Source organism: Bacillus sp. FJAT-14266 (assembly GCF_001719225.1).
GTDB classification, from domain to species: domain Bacteria; phylum Bacillota; class Bacilli; order Bacillales; family Bacillaceae; genus Bacillus; species Bacillus subtilis.
In genome coordinates this window covers 2420908-2441117 of record NZ_CP017072.1, presented here as the reverse complement: position 1 = coordinate 2441117, position 20210 = coordinate 2420908, and the positions used below count along the sequence as shown (strand labels likewise).

The window sequence follows — 20210 nt, the reverse complement described above, 5'->3', positions numbered from 1 at the left end:
AGAAGCGCCAATGCTGAACACAGAAGACATTCTCTGTAAAATGCTTTTCGCACAATTACAGTCCATAGGGTTTTTCACAGAAAGTAAATCCCAGCCGGTATTGGAGAATTTCTATGGCAGATGGTTTGAAGAAAGCCAATCGATTTTAGAACGGCATCAATTTCTCAAGCGAACGGAGAACGGACATGTTCCAACACGCTCAATAGGCACCATGAGCGAGCTGTGGAAAGAATGGAATGAACAAAAATCTGACCTGCTTCAAGACAATAATATGAAAGCCATGGTGACATTGGTGGAGACAGCACTTAAAGCCTTGCCGGAGATTCTGACCGGCAAGGCGTCAGCCACCGATATCCTGTTTCCGAATTCATCTATGGATTTAGTAGAAGGGGTCTATAAAAACAATCAAGTCGCAGACTATTTTAATGATGTGCTTGCAGATACGTTAACAGCCTATCTGCAAGAACGTCTGAAGCAAGAGCCTGAGGCGAAGATTCGAATATTAGAAATCGGAGCTGGGACCGGCGGGACAAGCGCGGCTGTTTTTCAAAAATTGAAAGCATGGCAGACACATATAAAAGAATATTGCTATACAGATCTGTCTAAAGCTTTTTTAATGCATGCAGAAAATAAGTATGGTCCTGACAATCCATATTTGACATATAAACGGTTTAATGTCGAGGAGCCGGCGTCTGAACAGCATATTGATGCGGGAGGCTACGACGCGGTCATCGCGGCAAATGTGCTTCATGCCACAAAAAATATCCGGCAGACATTGCGAAATGCAAAAGCAGTTTTGAAAAAAAACGGGCTGCTCCTTTTAAATGAAATTAGTGATCATAATATATATTCGCATTTGACGTTCGGCCTTTTAGAGGGCTGGTGGCTGTATGAGGATCCTGATCTCCGCATTCCGGGCTGCCCGGGCCTGTATCCGGATACTTGGAAAACGGTGCTTGAGAGTGAAGGATTTCGCTATGTTTCCTTTATGGCTGAACAATCGCATCAGCTCGGCCAGCAGATCATTGCCGCTGAAAGTAACGGAGTCGTCCGTCAAAAGAAGAGAACGGGGGCAGAAGAAGATCCAAGCCATATACAAATGAATGCTGAAATCGATCATTCACAGGAAAGCGATTCTCTCATCGAACAAACGGCACAGTTTGTGAAGCATACGCTGGCAAAATCAATCAAACTATCACCAGAACGTATTCACGAAGATACGACATTTGAGAAGTATGGAATTGATTCGATTTTGCAGGTGAATTTCATTCGTGAATTAGAAAAAGTGACGGGAGAGCTTCCAAAAACCATTTTATTTGAACATAACAACACAAAAGAACTCGTCGAATATTTAGTAAAGGGGCATGAAAATAAGCTCCGGACAGCATTGTTAAAGGAAAAAACGAAGCCTGCAAAAAATGAAGCTCCACTTCAAACAGAGCGTACAGATCCTAATAAGCCATTTACTTTTCATACACGCCGCTTTGTTACAGAGCAGGAAGTCACTGAAACTCAGCTAGCAAATACCGAACCACCAAAAAAAGAAAAGACAAGTAATTTGCAAGGAACACATTTTAATGATTCTAGTACAGAAGATATCGCAATAATCGGGGTAAGCGGGCGCTATCCGATGTCTAACAGTTTAGAAGAGCTTTGGGGGCATTTAATCGCCGGAGACAATTGTATTACAGAGGCACCGGAATCCAGATGGCGCACATCTTTATTGAAAACATTATCAAAAGATCCAAAAAAGCCGGCAAATAAGAAACGCTATGGCGGATTTTTACAAGATATAGAGGCATTTGACCATCAGCTTTTTGAGGTGGAGCAAAACCGGGTGATGGAAATGACACCGGAACTCCGTTTATGTTTAGAAACCGTCTGGGAAACGTTTGAGGACGGCGGCTATACGCGAACCCGGCTGGATAAATTGCGGGATGATGACGGAGTAGGTGTTTTTATAGGGAATATGTATAACCAGTATTTTTGGAATATCCCATCTTTAGAGCAGGCAGTCCTCAGCTCAAATGGGGGAGACTGGCACATTGCAAATCGCGTTTCCCACTTTTTTAACCTGACCGGACCGAGTATCGCTGTCAGCTCAGCATGCTCTAGTTCATTAAACGCCATACATCTTGCGTGTGAAAGCCTGAAATTGAAAAACTGCTCAATGGCGATTGCTGGGGGTGTCAATTTAACACTCGATCTCTCTAAATATGATTCTTTGGAGCGTGCCAATCTGCTGGGAAGCGGCAATCAAAGCAAAAGTTTTGGCACCGGAAACGGGCTTATTCCCGGGGAAGGCGTCGGAGCTGTCCTGTTAAAACCACTTTCGAAGGCGATGGAAGATCAGGATCATATTTACGCTGTGATCAAAAGCAGTTTTGCTAACCATAGCGGCGGAAGACAGATGTATACAGCTCCGGACCCGAAGCAGCAAGCAAAGTTAATTGTCAAGTCGATTCAGCAGTCGGGCATTGATCCAGAGACTATCGGCTATATTGAATCGGCGGCAAATGGTTCGGCGCTGGGCGATCCTATTGAAGTAATTGCCTTAACAAACGCGTTTCAACAATATACAAACAAGAAACAGTTTTGTGCGATAGGCTCTGTCAAATCCAATCTGGGGCATTTAGAGGCGGCTTCCGGTATTTCTCAGCTGACAAAAGTGCTGCTGCAGATGAAGAAAGGGACGCTGGTGCCGACAATTAACGCGATGCCTGTCAATCCAAATATTAAGCTGGAACACACGGCTTTCTATCTTCAGGAACAAACAGAGCCATGGCATCGCTTGAATGATCCTGAAACTGGAAAACAATTGCCGCGCAGAAGCATGATCAATTCCTTCGGAGCGGGGGGAGCCTATGCCAATCTTATTATAGAAGAATATATGGAGACGGCCCCTGAGAAAGAACATATCGCTCCCCGCCAGCAGGAATTCACTGCCGTTTTTTCAGCCAAAACAAAATGGAGCCTGCTTAGCTATCTAGAAAATATGCAATTGTTTTTAGAGAAGGAAGCTTCTCTGGATATTGAACCCGTTGTACAGGCTTTACACAGGAGAAACCATAATTTAGAGCATAGGACTGCATTTACAGTGGCATCGACTCAAGAGCTGATCGAAAAACTAAAGGTGTTCCGAACATCAAGAGAAAGCTCACTCCAGCAAGGCATCTATACATCATTCGATTTACAGCCATGTGCGGAATCAGCATCTAGGGATAGAGAAATAAACGCAGCAGAGCAATGGGCACAAGGGGCATTGATTGCTTTTAAAGAAGCTGATATAGGGAACCGAACAGGCTGGGTTCATCTGCCTCACTATGCATTTGACCATAATACATCATTTCATTTCGATGTATCGTCTATCAATGAGAAATCGTCAGATGTTGAAGACAATATCAATCAGCCGGTCATTCAAGATCAATTCACTTATGATGAGCCTTACGTTCAAGGACACGTCTTCAACAATGAACGGGTGCTTGTCGGTGCCACATATGGCAGTCTGGCCATTGAAGCATTTTTTAACCTGTTCCCTGAGGAAAACAGCGGCCGTATCAGCAAATTAAGTTATATCAGTCCAATTGTCATCAAACAAGGCGAGACCATTGAACTTCAGGCAAAGCCGCTGCAAAAAGATCAAGTCATAGAACTGCAAATCATGTATCGCGAGCCGTCCTCTGGTTTGTGGAAGCCTGCCGCAATCGGACAATGCGGAATCGGTTCTTTTGAGCCCAAAAAAGTCAATATCGAGAACGTTAAGCATTCATTAACTAAGCTTCATCACATCGATCAGATGTATAAAACCGGAAACGGTCCTGAATGGGGAGAGTTATTTAAGACAATTACTCATCTCTACAGAGATCACAAGTCTATACTGGCAAAAATTCGCCTGCCCCAAAGCGGGCTGGCAAACGGGCACCATTACACTGTAAGCCCATTGATGACAAACAGCGCGTACTTGGCTATCCTCAGTTTCTTAGAGCAGTTTGACATGACAGGCGGCTTCCTGCCGTTTGGAATCAATGATATCCAGTTTACAAAGCAAACGATAAAAGGGGATTGCTGGCTTTTGATTACATTGGTTAAGAATACAGGTGACATGTTGCTGTTTGATGTAGATGTGATCAATGAGTCGTCAGAAACAGTGCTGCACTACTCGGGCTACTCGCTTAAACAGCTTCGTATTTCGAATCAAAGAGGAAATCAAAATAAGGCCATCAAAGCCAGCAATCTGAAAGCTCGTATCAGAAGCTATGTAACAGATAAACTGGCAGTAAACATGGCCGATCCGTCAAAATTGTCAATTGCAAAAGCGCATATCATGGATTTTGGAATTGATTCTTCTCAATTGGTTGCACTGACAAGGGAGATGGAAGCAGAGACAAAGATCGAATTAAATCCGACTCTGTTTTTTGAATATCCGACTATTCAAGAGTTAATCGACTTTTTTGCGGACAAACATGAAGCATCTTTTGCTCAGCTGTTTGGTGAAGCTCATCAGCAGGAAGAACGCCCAGCTCAAATCGAAAACCAAATGAAACAGATTCCGGCATACGAGACGAACACGGATAAAACAATCGAACACGCGGCAGACGGCATAGCCATTATCGGCATGTCGGGACAGTTTCCGAAAGCAAACAGCGTAACGGAATTTTGGGATAACCTTGTCCAAGGAAAGAACTGTGTCTCTGAAGTGCCGAAAGAACGCTGGGACTGGCGCAAATATGCCGCAGCCGATAAGGAAGGGCAATCAAGCCTTCAATGGGGCGGTTTTATAGAAGGAATAGGTGAGTTTGATCCCCTGTTTTTTGGCATATCGCCTAAAGAAGCGGCGAATATGGACCCACAGGAGTTTCTGCTCTTGATACATGCATGGAAGGCGATGGAAGATGCAGGCTTAACAGGGCAGGTTTTATCCAGCCGCCCGACAGGAGTATTTGTCGCAGCCGGCAATACGGATACAGCTGTGGTTCCTTCCCTAATTCCAAACCGTATATCCTATGCACTTGATGTAAAAGGGCCAAGTGAATATTATGAAGCTGCCTGTTCCTCAGCTCTAGTGGCTTTGCACAGAGCTATACAATCCATTCGAAACGGCGAATGTGAGCAAGCCATTGTCGGGGCTGTGAATTTGCTGCTTTCACCAAAAGGCTTTATTGGCTTCGACTCAATGGGCTATTTGAGTGAGAAAGGACAGGCCAAATCCTTTCAAGCAGATGCAAATGGCTTTGTCAGAAGTGAAGGAGCAGGAGTTCTCATCATTAAACCATTGCAAAAAGCCATTGAAGATTCTGATCATATTTATTCGGTTATTAAAGGTTCAGGTGTATCGCATGGCGGCAGGGGAATGTCACTTCACGCGCCAAATCCGGCCGGCATGAAGGATGCAATGCTGAAGGCTTATCAAGGAGCGCAAATTGATCCCAAAACGGTGACCTATATAGAAGCGCATGGGATCGCCTCTCCATTGGCAGACGCGATAGAAATAGAGGCGTTAAAGTCAGGCTGCAGTCAGCTCGAATTGGAACTTCCACAGGAAGTACGGGAGGAAGCGCCATGTTATATCAGCAGCTTAAAGCCGAGCATCGGACACGGTGAACTCGTCTCAGGCATGGCTGCTCTTATGAAGGTCAGCATGGCGATGAAGCATCAAACAATACCAGGCATATCCGGATTTTCGTCTTTGAATGACCAGGTGTCATTAAAGGGCACCCGTTTCCGAGTGACTGCCGAGAATCAGCAATGGAGGGATTTAAGTGACGATGCAGGCAAAAAAATTCCGCGCAGAGCGAGTATCAACAGCTATAGCTTTGGAGGCGTAAATGCGCACGTCATTTTAGAAGAATATATTCCTTTACCAAAACCACCGGTTAGTATGAGTGAGAATGGTGCCCACATTGTAGTTCTTTCTGCAAAGAATCAAGACAGGCTAAAAGCAATTGTTCAACAGCAGCTTGACTATCTGAATAAACAACAAGAACTGTCATTACAAGATTATGCTTATACACTCCAAACCGGCCGAGAGGAAATGGAAGACCGCCTGGCGCTCGTCGTCCGCAGTAAAGAAGAACTGGTAATCGGCTTGCAAGCCTGCTTAGCTGCGGAAAAAGGCGATAAGCCGAAGAGTTCTGTACCTGTCTTTAGCGGAAATGCAGAAAATGGCTCGTCAGATCTCGAAGCCTTGCTGGATGGTCCATTAAGAGAAATGGTGATCGAGACTTTGTTGTCTGAAAACAACCTTGAAAAGATCGCGTTTTGCTGGACAAAAGGGGTGCAAATCCCATGGGAGAAGCTTTATCAAGGAAAAGGTGCCCGCAGAATACCGTTGCCAACCTATCCATTTGAAAAGAGAAGCTGCTGGAACGGCTTTCAAGCAGTAGAGAATACGCCTTCTGTTTCACAGGATGAGCGTATCAACAACAGCAGCGATCATCACATATTAGCAAATGTACTAGGGATGGTTCCGGGTGAACTGCAGCCTCATAAGCCATTGCAGCAGTATGGATTTGATTCAATTTCTTGCATACAGTTATTACAGCAATTGCAATCAAAGGTGGACCCTCTCATTGCCTTGACGGAGCTTCAAGCATGCCATACTGTTCAGGACATGATGGACTTGATCGCAAAGAAAAAGGAGGATACATCCTTACAAAATGATCAAGCTCGCACGTTTCCGGAATTAATACCGTTAAATGACGGCAAGCGGGGGCGCCCTGTCTTTTGGTTCCATGGCGGAGTAGGAGGAGTTGAAATCTATCAGCAATTTGCACAAAAGAGCCAGCGCCCTTTTTACGGCATTCAAGCCAGAGGATTCATGACTGATTATGCTCCTTTGCACGGAATTGAACAAATGGCTTCCTATTATATAGAGATCATTCGATCCATACAGCCTGAAGGTCCTTATGATGTAGGCGGATATTCCTTAGGCGGGATGATTGCATATGAAGTCACACGCCAGCTGCAAAGCCAAGGCCTTGCTGTCAAAAGCATGGTGATGATTGACTCCCCATATCGTTCTGAGACAAAAGAGAATGAGGCATCTATGAAAACGTCAATGCTGCAAACAATTAATACGATGCTGGCATCGATTGCGAAACGGGAAAAGCTTACGGATGTTCTCATCAGCCGTGAAGAGGTGGACATAAGCTTAGAGGATGAAGAATTCCTGTCTGAGTTGATTGACTTGGCAAAAGAACGAGGGCTAAACAAACCAGATAAGCAAATACGTGCGCAGGCTCAGCAAATGATGAAAACACAGCGCGCCTATGATTTGGAGTCGTACACTGTTAAGCCTCTCCCTGATCCTGAGACGGTAAAATGTTATTATTTCCGCAACAAAAGCAGGTCTTTCTTTGGTGATTTAGACACTTATTTCACTTTATCAAATGAAAAAGAACCGTTTGATCAAGCTGCCTATTGGGAGGAATGGGAGCGGCAAATTCCTCATTTCCACCTGGTGGATGTCGATTCAAGCAACCACTTCATGATATTAACCGAACCGAAAGCGTCAACAGCCATGTTAGAATTTTGCGAAAAGCTCTATTCAAACAGGGGAGTAGTGAATGCGAATTTCCTTAAGGCTTTCCGGAAGAAACATGAAGCGAGGGAAGAAAAAGAAACAGATGAATTGGTGAAGCGCTGAGAAAACACAAACGCCCCCTCTTTTAAAAGGGGGCGTTTTGAATGTTATTTTGAAAGTGAAACAGGGAGACTTTCTAATCCTCTTAAAAAGACATTTTTTCTCCATTGAATGTCATCAGGTGCAACCGCAAGTTGAATATCAGGAAATCTCTTCAAAAGTGCGTTAAATGCAATGTGGCCTTCCAGCCTGGCAAGAGGCGCTCCTAAGCAGAAATGAATGCCAAAACCGAAAGAAATATGTCTGTTAGGCGACCGGTTTATATTTAATATTTCGGGGTTCTCGAAAAAATTCGGGTCGCGATTGGCAGATACGATGCCTATAAAAATCATGTCTCCTCTTTTGATCGAATGCCCCTTATATGTAAAGTCTTCGATGGCCCACCGATTTGCCATCATAACGACAGGTGAGGTGTATCGCAGCAATTCTTCAACCGCTGTAGCGATCATTTCAGGATACTGCTTGAGCTTCTCACATTCCTTCTTGTGCTGCAGCAATGCGAGTGTGCCTGAGCCGAGTAAGTTAACAGTCGTCTCAAGGCCGGCTACAACGAGCAAGAACAGCATCGAATAGAGCTCTTTTTCGCTTAACTTGCTGCCGTTTTCCTCAGCATGCACAAGTTTGCTGATTAAATCGTCTTTTGGCTTTATTCTTCTGTCATGGATCAGCTTAGCGATATAATCTTTAAATTCACGAAGGGCCTGATTTGTCAGCTCTCTATTACCTTCAGAGGTATCAACCATCGCATTGGTCCAGATTTGAAACTGTGACCGATCTTCTTTTGGGATTCCCATCAATTCAGATATAACAATAAAAGGCAAAGGGGAAGCGAAGGATTTCATGATATCCGCTTTATTTTCTTTTTCCATTTCATCTAAAAGCTGTTCAGCAATTTGTTCAATGCTGCCGCGCAGATTTTCAATGGTTCGGGGAGTAAATGCTTGATGAACAAGTGATCTCAGGCGGGTATGGTCAGGTGTGTCTTTTGCCAGCATATGATCGGATACAAAATCGATATCTTCACTAACGTTGAGCATTTTGATTTGTTCTTGGTTCATCACATTTTTTACGTCTCTTGTAATTCGATTGTCTTTTAAAAAGGCCATACAATCATCGTATCGGGTAATTAACCAGGCCGGATATGTGGCTCCGAACCGTTTTAATTCAAATCGGTGAATGGGCTCTTCCTCTCTAAATCGTCCTAAAACTGAAAAAGGATTGTGATGAAACTCTTTACCATGCGGATGAAACATCAATTTTTCCATTTGCATTCTCCTCGCCTAATAGGGTAAATAGATGAATCAAATTGCTGAATTAGTTTACAAAAAACAGAATGATTTGAAATGTAATCCTGTCTCTAAAACTATATATCTATCTTAGGCGTCATTCAATAGGGAGAAGAACGAAAAAAGTGAAAAAACGGCTCGATATAAAGCAGCGCCTTTGAACGAAAGCTCAAAGGCGCTACGCTGTATTATTTTGATGAAAGTGGCTGTCAGCTGTGCTGGATATCAATTGTATATACTGCACGATCTGTTACGACCTTCAATCCTTCGTTTTCTTGGTGAATATGAATTTCACCTAATAAAGGAATCTCATAGGCATTTTGCGGAAGCGGTACGTTTCCGTCCTCAGTGAATGTTGTTCCTTCGCCTTCTAAAACAAGCTCTTCTTTCGCAACATAATCATCAGGATGATTCGTACTGCGTATAGCCACTTTTTGAAGGTGGAGAACAATCTGATCCAAGTCTGATATCTCTTCATCATGGGTCAATTCACCTTTTCTAATATCAAGCGTCTGGCCGACTTTTGATTCCAGCCATTGAGAAAGCTGTGTATTCGTGTGTGCCATCAATATTCCTCCTTTTGATCTACACGATACTATTCCCAATTGCTGCATCTTTTACACGGAAAAGAGCCGCCTCACTCTTTATGTATGAAACAATTCCCTGTTGAGAGCCTTGATATAGCGTACGGCAGAACGCTGGACCGCTTCGCCGGCATTTTCTTTGACAACTTTAGAAAAAGCATTGTAAAGCCGGTTGAATTGAAGCGGTTTTACTTTGGCTGCTATTTCTTCTACTTTGAAGGCGGGAAGGGGAATGAGGTTTGGGTAGCTGTACATAAAGCTGACCCAGTTTCGGTCCGCCGCAACCGTAATGATATCTCCGGTCAATAGACAGCCTTTCCCTTCATTTCCCTTGCTCCAATGCAAAACAGCACCGCCTTTAAAATGTCCGCCCAGTCGGTAAAGGTCCAGTCCCGGCTTCACGTTGAGCGTTTCCCCTGACCAGAAGTGAATGTGATTGCTTGGCCTTGTCACCCATTCTTTATCATCCTCATGGATATAGATCGGCGCCTGAAACGCTTCAGCCCACTCAACCTGAGTAGAGTAATAATGTGGATGAGACAAGGCGATGGCTTGAATACCGCCTAATTCGTTGATTTGGTCAATTGTCTTTTGGTCAAGATATGTCATGCAATCCCACAGCACATTGAAGCCTTTATGCTGGATAAGATGGGCTGTTTGTCCGATCGCAAACTCTGGTTCAGTTTTGATGCTGTAAAGATGCTCTTCTTCCTTTTGGAGGATGTTTTGAAGGTTTCCTTTCTCACGCATGTCTTCAAGGGTTGTCCAAGTTTGTCCATCGGGATGAATATACTGTCTTTCATCCTCGCAAATCAGACACGAGTTGGGCGGATCTACAGTATGTGCATGTTGCACACCGCATGTATTGCAGATATAATATGGCACTTTCTTCACTTCCCTCATCTATTTTCCATTATTTTACCTTATGATTATGAATATTCAAACACAAAACCGGCAGTTCTGCTGAGAGAGAATTGCCGGCTTTTTGGTGCTTTCTATTGGCCGGGGACGGAATTTTCTGCGTTGACAGCGCCCGCTCCGTAGATATTCGGATCTTCATCTTTCCATTTGTCCGTGCCGTTTTTCAAAAGCTCTTTTACTTCATCAGGGGTAAGATCCGGGTTTTGCTGAAGAATTAAAGCTGCGATTCCTGCGCAAATCGGTGTTGCCATCGAGGTTCCTGACATTGTAAAGTACTGAGACCCTACACGGCTTGACTTTTGGAGCTTATCAATATAAGAATTCGGAGAGCGAAGGGAAATAATATTAACACCCGGCGCTAAAATATCGGGCTTTTCTTTCCCATATACTGTCGGGCCGCGGCTTGAGAAGGAAGCGACAGTATCATCATCGCTGCTTGCAGTATTGTTATCGTCAAGCGCACCTACTGTAATCACCTTTTCGCTCACGCCCGGGCTTGCAATGGTCTGCGAATCAGGGCCTGAGTTTCCGGCAGCGACACAGACGACAATCCCTGCGCTCCACGCTTCTTCAACCGCTCTGACTAACGGATCTTCCTGTTCATGATCATATCTAAGGGCATCGCCCCCGAGCGACATACTAATAATATCAATCGGTTCATCGGGGTTGTCCTCATTGTATTGAATACACCACTCAACACCCTCTATAATATCTGCTAACGTTCCTGAACCCTGCTTGTTTAATACCTTTACGCCGATGAGATTGACTTCCGGTGCAGGTCCGCGGTATTGACCGGAAGAGGATGCACCGCTGCTTGCGACATCACCTGCACAGTGTGTGCCATGACCATTATCATCGTACGGCTCTGTTTTTTGATTGACCATGTCCGCGAATCCGATAATTCTTCCTTCTAGATCAGGATGCGGGTAGATTCCTGTATCGACAACAGCGACAGTAACACCTTTTCCTGTCAGGGTTTGCCCGTTTCTGACGACTTCCTTCGCATGGCTTGCTTCGGTTGCCGTGTCTAAAAGCGCTTTGACTTCGCGGTTTAAATACACTTTACGGATATTGCTGCATTCAGAGAGAAGGGAATGTAATGCTGAAGGAGTAACCTCGGCGCTGCAGCAGTTGATTTTGTTGAAGCGGCTTTTTAGCTTGCTGCGTTTTTCTTTTTGCAGCACCTCTCCAGCCATTTGAAGGCCGGTCTCGTGACAGCCTTCCTCAAATTCGATAATGACTGACATTTTTTTTCTGTTTTGCAATTTGGTTTCGAAAAATTTATGCAAGAAGCAAGGAGTCCATTTGAAGGGCTTGTAAAGCTGCAATACGGTTTCCCGTAACGGCCAATCTAGCTTGTGAGCATTTGCTCTCACCATTTGTACCATAGAGTACCCAAACATGTATTTTCCTCCTATTATAAGGTTCTCTGTATACTCTATGAACAGATGATAGGTTTGGTAAGTTTGTTTGTCCTCTGTAAGAGACAGACAAGAGTTTGTTTTTCTGAATCTTTCGCATTAGATACGATAGATTCAGAAGTTGAGGAAATCATTGGGGATTGAAAAAGAACGTTTGTTCGTACTATAATGTGGTCATATCAAACTGGGAAGGGGAGAGCAACCGTATGAATTTCTACTTGCACCGATCTTTGGAAAGCCAAATGCCAATCAGCATTATATATATGAAGAAAGACGGAACGATTAGTAAAAGAACGATTATTGTGAGACAGAAAAGCAAAACGAAAATCAAAGCATTTTGTTTTTCGAAACAACAGATCAGAACATTTTTATTGGACTCTATCCTCTCCTGTGATTTTGTGAGAACAAATAAGCAAAATCTCTATTCTGCAGGCCGGTAACAGCTGTCCGTCTCAGCAACCGGGCAGCCTGTTACTAAAACCCTCCTTAAACCTATATACATTTATTTGCCAAGTGAGGTTGTTCCTACCTTTTTTGTCTTTCCTCTCAACCTTTTTTCACTCTTATTTGAAATGAACCGCTAATAACCGTGACAATCAATTGATTTTTTGAAACCGGGAACTTTTTCACTGATGATATTGTGTATACAATGGTAAGATAAAACCTATTGGCTAAACCTCATATAATGAACCGCGCCATTCTTATGAAAGGAGTTAAACATGAGAAGATTTTTACTAAATGTCATATTAGTCTTAGCCATTGTCTTGTTCTTGAGATATGTTCATTACTCATTGGAACCAGAACCATCAAATCAGCCAGATACATATTCAAATTTCAGCAGCTTGGCAGAGAATGAGAGCCCAGCCGATTACGATATTTCATATAATGAGAAAAAAGGAAGCAAAGTCTTAATTATGTCTCCGCATGGCGGAAGAATTGAAGGCGGAGTAAGTGAGCTTGTGCGTTATTTCAATAATGAATACTCTACATACCTATTTGAAGGGTTGAAGTCCCATGATAACCAAACACTGCACATTACAAGCACCAACTTTGATGAGCCATTGGCAAAAAAGAAAATCAAGGAGCATCAATATGTGGTGGCTTTTCACGGATATAAAGGAGAGAACAAGAATACCCTTGTAGGGGGAACAGACCGAAAGCGGGCGAAAATGATTGTGAGAGCCCTTGAGCGGAGAGGGTTTTCCGCTGAGTTAGCGTCGTCTAAAAGCGGTCTTGCTGGATTGAATGCCGAAAACATTAATAACCAAGGGGAAACGGGGCTAAGTATCCAGCTGGAAATCAGCCGTGAGCAGAGAGAAGCATTTTTTGATGATTTTTATTATAAAAATAGAAAATACACAAAGAACAGTGAATTTTATGCTTATGTCAGTGCGATCAAAGGTGTCCTGGAAAAAGAGTATTCGTAACAAGCAGATCAGAAGACAAAATAAGAGAAGATCAGTAGACTGAAATAGGATAAAAAAGGAGGCAAAACAATGGCAGATCATCATTTTTATTTAAAAGCGAACTGGCCGGGTAACCGTAATGATGTCGGTACGATCGAAAGCGGAAACCTGATCACATCGATTTCCATTCCTAAAGAAATGGATGGCCCGGGAGAAGGGACCAACCCAGATGAAATGCTTCTCGGGGCGGCAGCGACCTGTTACATTATTACACTTGCAGCGATGATGGAGAGAAGCGGGCTGGAAAAAGAAGACTTACAGATGGAGTCAGAAGGCATTGTCAACGTTACAAAAGGAGTCTTTACATACAAAAAGATCATTCACCGTCCCTCTGTCGTGCTTAAACATGATGCTTCACAAGACGACGTCGCATTGGCGCACAAACTTTGTAAAAAAGCGGAGTCGTCATGCATGATTTCGCGTGCAATTCAAGGAAATGTCGAGCTGCAGCTTGAAGCCTCTGTGAAACTGGGTGGAGAATAAAGAAAACAGACGGTCACTCACAGGCCGTCTGTTTTTTATCTTCAGCGTGGGCTTTCGATTGATTTAGCACGACCACGCCTGCAATGACAAGCGTGAGACCGAATACACCTTTTAAACTGATGGTTTCGCCAAAAAGCAAAAACCCGACAATTGCTGTAAGCGCGGTACCAACGCCCGACCATGTTGCATACGCGCTTGATAAGTCAATTGTTTTTAAAGAAAAGCTTAGAAACGTAAAAGCAGAAAGAAATCCGACTATGACTCCGGCAATGGGCCAGGCTTGTGTAAATCCTTCTGAAAGCTTCAACATCGTGCTCCCAAACACTTCAGATACAATGGCGAGAGCCAAATAAAGCAATCCTCTCATCTTCATCACTCCTTTACGGCCAATTAAGTAACACGACCCCTGATAGTAATAAAAGAATCCCGATAAGCCCTTTGGCATTCAGATCTTCCTTGAACCATTTTACTCCGATCACTGTCGTCAGCACCGTGCCTGCCCCGCTCCAAGTCGCATAGGAGAGGCTCAGGGGAATATGGTTTAAAGTCAGGGACAGCATATAAAAGGCGAGGGAATAGCCAATAACGACCAAAGCACTTGGCTTCCACTTTTTGAAGCCATCAGATACTTTCAGCATGGCTGCTCCTATCGATTCCGAACATATGGCAATCGTGAGGAATATATATCCTATCAACATCATGAATTCTCCTCACTATATTTTTAGATTAGAAAAAAACTTCAGCTAGAAAAATATTAGTGTATGCCTATGTATGAGTCAAGAGATTCATTTTCACACACTTAAAAAGACCCCTTTTTAAGGGGCCTTTTGCGTTTAATAATAATAAGGGAACGGGGCATACGGATAATAGGGGTATCCGCCATAAAAATAAGGATTAAATAAAGCGCTTCCTATAAGCCCGCCTGCAAGGCCGCCGATAAACGGTCCTCCAAAAAATCCGAATGGCCGGCCAAACCCATAACCAAATCCGGGTCTTCCAAACCCGTAACCGAACCCGAACGGTCTTCCAAACCCAAATGGTCTCCCGAATCCGAACGGTCTTCCAAATATTCTTGTATCTTCAGGGCTGAAATGCTCTAACTCGTTCATGTTTTCTTTCCTCCTGTAATAAAGTGTAGATGATGCAGTGTATTCACCCTGCCCGGATTTGATTGGGCGAATCGAGAAAAAGGAGGATGTGAACACATTGGGCCTGTATCAGTCTGACTGGTCAAAAGCACCGCCCCACGCACATGCCTATCATGTCAAAACAACGAGAGAACAGGGCCATTATCATCTCATTGAAGGGTTTACTCAGCCGGCAAACGGATCAAATACCGATCAGCATACACATTACTATACAGGGATCACTTCATTTGAAAACGGCCATTTTCATCGGTATTACGGAATCTCAGGGCCGGCGATTCCCTTAGCAGATGGCACACATTATCATGAAATCGAAGAAACGACATATCTGGCCTATAACGAGCCGATTGAGATCCAGTACGGAGGGGTTGTGTACGATCCCGGAGATGATAGAAGAAAAACGCATCGTCATACCCTGAAAGGAAAGACAAGGGAAATTGTCGGCAATGAGCCGCTCGGCTGGTAGAAGGATGTTTACCGATGCAAAAAAAGGGCAAAATGGATAGGTGGTTGTCCATGTTGAATGCTATAATGGGGGGAGATTTATAAAAGAGAGTGATACATATTGAATAATACGAAGCAGCCCGTTGTCATTTTAGTCGGACCGACGGCAGTGGGGAAAACCAATTTAAGTATTCAGCTAGCCAAATCCTTAAACGCGGAAATTATCAGCGGAGATTCGATGCAGATTTATAAAGGGATGGATATTGGAACAGCTAAAATTACCGAACAGGAGATGGAGGGAGTGCCCCATCATCTGATTGACATTTTAGATCCCCAAGACTCTTTCTCTACTGCCGATTATCAAAGCTTAGTAAGAAATAAAATCAGCGAGATTGCAAATAGAGGAAAGCTTCCGATGATTGTCGGTGGTACAGGGCTTTATATACAATCTGTGCTTTACGATTATACATTTACGGAAGAGGCAAATGATCCCGTGTTTCGAGAGAGCATGCAAATGGCCGCTGAGCGGGAAGGCGTTGACTTTCTTCATGCCAAACTTGCTGCAGCAGATCCCGAGGCAGCAGCTGCGATTCATCCGAATAATACAAGAAGAGTCATTCGCGCACTGGAAATTTTACATACGTCCGGAAAAACGATGTCCCAGCATTTGAAGGAACAAAAACGAGAACTTCTGTACAATGCAGTGTTAATTGGCCTGACAATGGATAGAGACACGCTTTACGAAAGAATTAATCAGCGGGTCGATATGATGATGCAGTCAGGCCTTCTTCCGGAAGTGAAACGCTTATACGACAAGAACGTGAGAGACTGTCAATCAATACAGGCGATAGGCTATAAAGAGCTGTATGCATATTTTGACGGTTTTGTGACACTTTCCGATGCTGTCGAACAGCTAAAGCAGAACTCGAGGCGGTATGCGAAACGCCAGCTGACGTGGTTTCGCAACAAAATGCAGGTCACATGGTTCGATATGACACCGCCTGTTGATATGGAGCTGAAAAAAAAGGAAATTTTCACACATATAGCAGGAAAACTCGAACTTTAATCGAAAATGTATGATATAGAGAATCAAGGAGGACGAAACATGAAACCGATTAATATTCAGGATCAGTTTTTGAATCAAATCCGGAAAGAAAATACGTATGTCACTGTTTTTTTGCTGAACGGCTTTCAGTTGCGGGGCCAGGTGAAAGGCTTTGATAACTTTACCGTATTGTTGGAATCGGAAGGTAAGCAGCAGCTTATATATAAACATGCGATCTCAACGTTTGCGCCGCAAAAAAACGTCCAGCTTGAACTCGAATAGATCAAAAAATGCCATGTCAAGACATGAGGAAAGGCTGCCGGGGGTTCCCGGCGGCCATTTTTAACATGAATCCACTTTTGCTCCAAGCTTTTTGTGTAAGCTGACCATGCCAAGGCACGGTCTTTTTTTATGAGAACAACATACGGAAGTAAAAATGGTATATTATGTATAAAATGAATTTGGGGGTGATCGACCTTGTTTGAAAGTGAAGCAGAACTGAGACGAATCAGGATTGCACTTGTATGGATAGCTGTCTTTTTACTGTTCGGGGCGTGCGGGAATCAAGATACCATTATTGAAACAAACAGCGGCAATTCAGACTATGAAACGCCTCAGCCCATCTCGTTTCCACTTGAACATAACCATTTTGGCGTGATGGAGGACGGCTATATCAAAATTTATGAGTATAATGAGTCCCGCAATGAGGTAAAGCTGAAGAAAGAATACGCGGATGATGAGCTTGAATAAAATTCACAAGCATTCGAATTTACAAAGCGGATGCCAGCCGCTAAACTAAATACAGACACAGATCAAACAGAGGGTGAAAACATGAAGCATAAAGTGATCGTGAATCATTGGGAAGAAATTTGCGAAGATGATTCTTGCTATGAATACGGAACAAGTATCATTGTGAACGGAAAAGAATTAATCAGAGAAGCGTCAATTATCACTGCTTTGAAGGCGGTTTTAGAAGAGATCGGCGCGGATGTTGAAATAGAAGAAACAGTAGAGAGCGAAAAATGCTGTGATAGCTTAAGAAAAAAAAATCTAGACTACTAAGCAGTTTTTTTTCATGTTATGATATACATCGGCTAAAAAACGACACCCCGAGTAGGACGAGAGATGATTCTCGTTCTGCTCTCTTTTTTGGGCCCTAATGAGTCTGCCCATTTGCCTGATTTGATCAAAATATGAATTTTTCATAAAAACGAATCTATATATTGTGTTTTTGCTAGAGGGTAGTATACTATATATAGTGTTAGTGATGAGAGATTCATATTTTTTGATAGGTCGTGATAAAACGTGGTACAAATCATATTTGATTCGAAAACAGGGAATGTTCAGCGGTTTGTGAATAAAACAGGCTTTCAGCAGATACGCAAGGTGGACGAAATGGACCACGTGGACACTCCGTTTGTTTTGGTCACCTACACGACAAACTTCGGCCAGGTACCGGCATCAACACAATCATTTCTCGAAAAATACGCCCATCTCTTATTAGGAGTCGCTGCGAGCGGCAACAAAGTATGGGGCGATAACTTTGCAAAAAGCGCCGATACCATTTCAAGACAATATCAGGTGCCGATCTTGCACAAATTTGAACTCAGCGGCACATCTAAAGACGTTGAATTGTTTACTCAGGAGGTAGAAAGAGTTGTCACAAAATCAAGTGCCAAAATGGATCCAGTTAAATAACGAAATCATGATCCAAAAAGATGGAAAATTCCAGTTTGATAAGGATAAAGAGGCTGTACATAGCTATTTTGTAGATTATATCAATCAAAACACAGTCTTCTTTCACGATTTAAAAGAGAAGCTGGATTATTTGGTTGAAAACCAATACTACGAAGAGGAACTCTTAAGCCTTTATTCTTTTGAAGACATTAAAGAAGTGTTTAAGACAGCTTACGCTAAGAAGTTTCGTTTTCCTTCCTTCATGAGTGCGTTTAAATTCTATAATGACTATGCTTTGAAAACGAATGACAAGAAAAAAATCCTCGAGCGTTATGAGGACCGGATCTCAATTGTTGCGCTGTTCTTCGCTAACGGCGACACTGAGAAAGCAAAAGAATATGTAAACCTGATGATCAATCAAGAATATCAGCCGAGCACACCGACATTTCTGAACGCCGGCAGAAAACGCCGCGGTGAACTTGTGAGCTGCTTCTTGCTGGAAGTCAATGATTCCTTAAATGACATTTCAAGAGCGATCGATATCTCCATGCAGCTTTCTAAGCTTGGCGGCGGGGTTTCTCTTAACCTGTCCAAGCTTCGCGCGAAAGGTGAAGCCATTAAAGATGTTGAGAATGCGACAAAAGGCGTTGTAGGCGTCATGAAGCTTCTTGATAACGCGTTCCGTTACGCTGACCAAATGGGACAAAGACAAGGGTCCGGCGCGGCGTATTTAAACATTTTCCACCGCGATATCAATGATTTTCTTGATACGAAAAAGATTTCTGCGGATGAAGATGTGCGCGTCAAAACGCTTTCGATCGGTGTTGTCATTCCGGATAAGTTCGTTGAGCTTGCACGCGAGGACAAAGCGGCTTATGTATTCTATCCGCACACGATTTATAAAGAGTACGGCCAGCACATGGATGAGATGGACATGAACGAAATGTACGACAAGTTTGTCGACAACCCTCGGGTGAAAAAGGAAAAAATCAACCCGCGGAAACTGCTTGAAAAATTGGCGATGCTTCGTTCTGAATCAGGCTATCCATACATCATGTTCCAAGATAACGTCAATAAAGTGCATGCGAATAACCATATTTCCAAGGTCAAATTTTCTAACCTTTGCTCTGAAGTGCTGCAGGCATCTCAAGTTTCTTCATACACAGACTATGATGAAGAAGATGAAATCGGTCTGGATATTTCCTGCAACCTGGGTTCGCTTAACATTCTCAATGTCATGGAGCATAAATCAATCGAAAAGACAGTCAAGCTTGCGACAGACTCTTTAACACACGTTTCTGAAACAACTGACATCCGTAATGCGCCTGCTGTAAGACGGGCAAACAAAGCGATGAAGTCAATCGGCCTCGGTGCTATGAACCTTCACGGCTACCTTGCGCAAAACGGCATTGCGTATGAAAGTCCGGAAGCGCGTGACTTTGCAAACACGTTCTTTATGATGGTGAACTTCTACTCCATCCAGCGTTCTGCGGAAATCGCAAAAGAGAAGGGTGAAACGTTTGATCAATATGAAGGCTCAACCTATGCGACAGGTGAATACTTTGACAAATACGTTTCTACTGATTTCTCACCGAAATATGAAAAAATCGCTAATCTGTTTGAGGGTATGCATATCCCGACGACAGAGGACTGGAAAAAGCTAAAAGCATTTGTGGCTGAACACGGTATGTATCACAGCTACAGATTATGCATTGCGCCGACAGGCTCTATCTCATACGTCCAATCAAGTACGGCGTCTGTTATGCCGATTATGGAACGGATTGAAGAACGAACATACGGCAACTCAAAAACGTACTACCCAATGCCTGGGCTTGCATCTAATAACTGGTTCTTCTATAAAGAAGCCTACGATATGGACATGTTCAAGGTTGTTGATATGATCGCCACTATCCAGCAGCACATTGATCAGGGAATCAGCTTTACATTGTTCTTAAAAGACACAATGACGACCCGTGATTTAAACCGAATCGATCTGTATGCACATCATAGAGGTATTAAAACCATTTACTATGCAAGAACGAAAGATACTGGGCAAGACAGCTGCCTTTCTTGTGTTGTTTGATTAAAGGAGAGTT

Annotated in this window: 18 protein-coding genes; 11 read left to right on the top strand and 7 right to left on the bottom strand. The window is 43.3% G+C overall.

Annotated features, from left to right (window positions below):
- The first annotated feature begins 10 nt into the window (after positions 1-10).
- A complete protein-coding gene (locus tag BGM23_RS12840) occupies positions 11-7645 on the top strand; it encodes a beta-ketoacyl synthase N-terminal-like domain-containing protein (protein ID WP_046664224.1) in 7635 nt (2544 codons plus the stop codon).
- Positions 7646-7689: 44 nt separating this feature from the next.
- Here BGM23_RS12840 and BGM23_RS12835 read toward each other — a convergent pair whose 3' ends face one another.
- The 4 genes from BGM23_RS12835 to aprX all read right to left on the bottom strand — a co-directional run bounded on the left by BGM23_RS12835 (position 7690) and on the right by aprX (position 11836).
- Entirely contained in the window at positions 7690-8907 is a 1218-nt protein-coding gene (locus BGM23_RS12835; RefSeq protein WP_029726465.1) for a cytochrome P450 family protein, read from the bottom strand.
- A 230-nt stretch (positions 8908-9137) separates the two neighbouring features.
- A complete protein-coding gene (locus BGM23_RS12830; RefSeq protein ID WP_029726464.1) occupies positions 9138-9494 on the bottom strand; it encodes a protein YmzB in 357 nt (118 codons plus the stop codon).
- Between the two features lie 78 nt (positions 9495-9572).
- Positions 9573-10397 (bottom strand): MBL fold metallo-hydrolase, encoded by an 825-nt coding sequence (locus BGM23_RS12825; protein ID WP_029726463.1) that lies wholly within the window; start codon positions 10395-10397, stop codon positions 9573-9575.
- A gap of 110 nt (positions 10398-10507) precedes the next feature.
- On the bottom strand, positions 10508-11836 hold the full coding sequence (gene aprX, locus BGM23_RS12820; protein WP_029726462.1) for a serine protease AprX: 1329 nt from the start codon (positions 11834-11836) through the stop codon (positions 10508-10510).
- A 224-nt stretch (positions 11837-12060) separates the two neighbouring features.
- Between aprX and BGM23_RS12815 the strand changes: the two genes are divergently transcribed.
- From BGM23_RS12815 to BGM23_RS12805, 3 genes are all read left to right on the top strand, one after another.
- Positions 12061-12294 carry a hypothetical protein gene (locus tag BGM23_RS12815; RefSeq protein ID WP_014476869.1) on the top strand — a complete coding sequence of 78 codons (234 nt, stop codon included), beginning with the start codon at positions 12061-12063 and terminating at the stop codon, positions 12292-12294.
- Between the two features lie 279 nt (positions 12295-12573).
- Positions 12574-13281: a poly-gamma-glutamate hydrolase family protein gene (locus BGM23_RS12810; protein ID WP_003245758.1), complete on the top strand. Its 708-nt coding sequence runs from the start codon at positions 12574-12576 to the stop codon at positions 13279-13281.
- A 69-nt stretch (positions 13282-13350) separates the two neighbouring features.
- The gene (locus tag BGM23_RS12805) at positions 13351-13803 is read left to right on the top strand and encodes an OsmC family protein (protein WP_003245175.1); all 453 of its coding nucleotides are present in this window, start codon (positions 13351-13353) and stop codon (positions 13801-13803) included.
- Positions 13804-13816: 13 nt separating this feature from the next.
- On the opposite strand, the gene ebrB is transcribed toward BGM23_RS12805, so the two are convergent.
- From ebrB to BGM23_RS12790, 3 genes are all read right to left on the bottom strand, one after another.
- Positions 13817-14170, bottom strand: a complete 354-nt coding sequence (gene ebrB, locus BGM23_RS12800) for a multidrug efflux SMR transporter subunit EbrB (RefSeq protein ID WP_003245163.1) — start codon at positions 14168-14170, stop codon at positions 13817-13819.
- A 13-nt stretch (positions 14171-14183) separates the two neighbouring features.
- Positions 14184-14501: a multidrug efflux SMR transporter subunit EbrA gene (ebrA, locus tag BGM23_RS12795; protein ID WP_009967307.1), complete on the bottom strand. Its 318-nt coding sequence runs from the start codon at positions 14499-14501 to the stop codon at positions 14184-14186.
- 135 nt (positions 14502-14636) lie between these two features.
- Positions 14637-14912, bottom strand: coding sequence for a hypothetical protein (locus BGM23_RS12790; RefSeq protein WP_029317825.1), 276 nt, complete (start codon positions 14910-14912; stop codon positions 14637-14639).
- An 88-nt stretch (positions 14913-15000) separates the two neighbouring features.
- Here BGM23_RS12790 and BGM23_RS12785 point away from each other — a divergent pair, with 88 nt between their 5' ends.
- The 7 genes from BGM23_RS12785 to nrdE all read left to right on the top strand — a co-directional run bounded on the left by BGM23_RS12785 (position 15001) and on the right by nrdE (position 20197).
- The gene (locus tag BGM23_RS12785) at positions 15001-15414 is read left to right on the top strand and encodes a YmaF family protein (protein ID WP_003231769.1); all 414 of its coding nucleotides are present in this window, start codon (positions 15001-15003) and stop codon (positions 15412-15414) included.
- Positions 15415-15513: 99 nt separating this feature from the next.
- Entirely contained in the window at positions 15514-16458 is a 945-nt protein-coding gene (gene miaA / locus BGM23_RS12780) for a tRNA (adenosine(37)-N6)-dimethylallyltransferase MiaA (RefSeq protein ID WP_029726461.1), read from the top strand.
- Between the two features lie 39 nt (positions 16459-16497).
- Positions 16498-16719 (top strand): RNA chaperone Hfq, encoded by a 222-nt coding sequence (hfq, locus tag BGM23_RS12775; protein WP_003221097.1) that lies wholly within the window; start codon positions 16498-16500, stop codon positions 16717-16719.
- Between the two features lie 195 nt (positions 16720-16914).
- Positions 16915-17187 (top strand): YmzC family protein, encoded by a 273-nt coding sequence (locus BGM23_RS12770; RefSeq protein ID WP_003231763.1) that lies wholly within the window; start codon positions 16915-16917, stop codon positions 17185-17187.
- Positions 17188-17268: 81 nt separating this feature from the next.
- Entirely contained in the window at positions 17269-17499 is a 231-nt protein-coding gene (locus tag BGM23_RS12765) for a hypothetical protein (protein ID WP_003245262.1), read from the top strand.
- A 243-nt stretch (positions 17500-17742) separates the two neighbouring features.
- Complete coding sequence (nrdI, locus tag BGM23_RS12760; RefSeq protein WP_003231758.1) at positions 17743-18135, top strand: class Ib ribonucleoside-diphosphate reductase assembly flavoprotein NrdI; 393 nt, start codon at positions 17743-17745, stop codon at positions 18133-18135.
- Positions 18095-20197 carry a class 1b ribonucleoside-diphosphate reductase subunit alpha gene (gene nrdE / locus BGM23_RS12755; RefSeq protein WP_046664229.1) on the top strand — a complete coding sequence of 701 codons (2103 nt, stop codon included), beginning with the start codon at positions 18095-18097 and terminating at the stop codon, positions 20195-20197. The genes nrdI and nrdE overlap by 41 nt, the downstream gene beginning before the upstream one ends.
- Positions 20198-20210 lie beyond the last annotated feature (13 nt).